The following is a 2,168-nucleotide window of genomic DNA, read 5'->3' as shown; positions in this document are numbered from 1 at the left end:
GCCCATAGCCCTATTTTGACGAAAGCTCTATCCAACGAGCGATTCAAACAAATCGGATATCTTAGTTTCAGTGAATGTTATTCTGCGAAATAGCGTGTAAACTTTGGAAGCGCCGTATACCGAACGGTACGTACGGTGCTGTGGGAGGTCGGCTGATCAATTAATGATCAGCCTCCTACCCGATTACGTGCGCCACGCATGGTGATTAACTTGACGGTGAAAGTCCGTTATGGGGGTATGTAGCGACCAACCATTAGCTTAAGGCAAGGGTGTCCACCGCGAGGGGAATCCAGAGGAAGCCGGCGGCAAAGTTCCGACCCGAGGAACACGAACAGTATCAGGCGCTTTATGTGGGGTGAGACTGCGTAACAAGTTAAAGCCCAAAAGCTACACGGACACGATAGCGTAAATGCTGCGGGTACATGGAATGAAAGTGAATCGTCTTACCGTGGGAGGCCTCACGGACGGGTGGAAACAGAGTAAGAAACCCGGTTGAAACAAGATTTATCGTGAGGAGTCAGCAGAGGCCATAGTACATCGGTGTTCTAGACATCGATGGAAGGGCTGAACCAAAGGAGGTGTGGGTCAATGAAAGTTACTGAAAGTGGCAATTCAAAACACAGACAACTTCGAATAGAAGACTATCTGCAAAGGGTATCTGCGGAACAGAAAGAGTATGCAGAAGTGTGCGCGTCACCCAAGATGACTGAAACCGACAACGCCAACACAAATGAGCAGACGGAAGTTTTGCTAGAGCAAATCCTTAGCACGGAGAATCTTAACCAAGCCTTCAGGCAGGTTAAAAGAAACAAAGGCGCAGGTGGAATTGATGGCATGCAGGTAGATGAACTTCTACCCTTCTTGAAAGAACACAAGGATGAACTCCTGCAATCCCTTCGGGACGGTAAATACCGTCCAAAACCCGTACGGCGGGTAGAGATACCTAAAGAGAACGGAAAAACTAGAAAACTAGGAATACCAACCGTCGTGGACAGGTTAATCCAACAAGCGATAGCTCAAGTTCTAAGTCCCATCTTTGAGGAACAGTTCTCGGACAATAGTTTTGGATTCCGACCGAACCGCAGTGCACACGGCGCGCTACGAAGATGCCAAACCTATATCACAGTAGGTTATAAATATGTAGTTGATATGGATTTGGAGAAGTATTTTGATACGGTAAACCAAAGCAAGCTGATTCAGATTTTGTCGGAGACGATAAAAGATGGCCGGGTCATATCACTGATTCACAAATTCCTGAAAGCAGGAGTTATGATCAACGGGATGTTTGAAGAAAGTCCAGAGGGCGTACCGCAGGGAGGCCCTTTGAGTCCATTACTTGGCAACATAATGCTTAACGAGTGCGACCACGAGTTGGCAAAACGAAGACACCACTTTGTACGTTATGCAGATGATATGATGATTTTCTGCAAAAGTAAGAAGGCGGCAAAACGAACGCTTGCTCACATTCTCCCCTATATCGAAAGAAAATTATTTCTGAAGGTAAATAGGGAGAAAACGCAGGTCGCTCATGTAAACTATGTCAAGTTTTTGGGATACAGCTTCTACATCTACAGGGGAGAAGGGCGTCTAAGAATCCACCATAAAAGCATCCAGAAACTTAAGGATAAAATCCGTGAAGTTACTGGGCGTAGCAATGGGATGGGAATCGAAGAGCGCAGAACTAAGCTCAACCAAGTGGTACGAGGCTGGACAAATTACTTCAGACAGGCGGATGCCAAGAAAATACTCATTAGTTTGGATGAATGGATGAGAAGTCGCATACGAATGGTAACTTGGAAGAGATGGAAGAAAATCCGAACACGGTTTGAAAGCCTAAAGAAAGCAGGTATTAGCAAGGAACAAGCATGGATGTGGGCAAACACAAGAAAAGGCTATTGGCGTGTAGCCCATAGCCCTATTTTGACGAAAGCTCTATCCAACGAGCGATTCAAACAAATCGGATATCTTAGTTTCAGTGAATGTTATTCTGCGAAATAGCGTGTAAACTTTGGAAGCGCCGTATACCGAACGGTACGTACGGTGCTGTGGGAGGTCGGCTGATCAATTAATGATCAGCCTCCTACCCGATTACGTGCGCCACGCATGGTGATTAACTTGACGGTGAAAGTCCGTTATGGGGGTATGTAGCGACCAACCATTAGCTTAAG

The 2,168-nt window shown here is 46.1% G+C and carries 1 protein-coding gene; it reads left to right on the top strand.

The window, feature by feature from the left end; translation table 11 throughout:
• The first annotated feature begins 588 nt into the window (after positions 1–588).
• Entirely contained in the window at positions 589–1,998 is a 1,410-nt protein-coding gene (gene ltrA, locus DP73_RS21425) for a group II intron reverse transcriptase/maturase (protein ID WP_034602427.1), read from the top strand.
• The last annotated feature ends 170 nt before the right edge of the window (positions 1,999–2,168 follow it).

Origin of the sequence: Desulfosporosinus sp. HMP52 (assembly GCF_000765145.1) — a bacterium.
GTDB lineage: Bacteria > Bacillota > Desulfitobacteriia > Desulfitobacteriales > Desulfitobacteriaceae > Desulfosporosinus.
The sequence above is the reverse complement of the archived record's forward strand: the minus strand, read 5'-3'. Positions and strand labels throughout refer to the sequence as shown.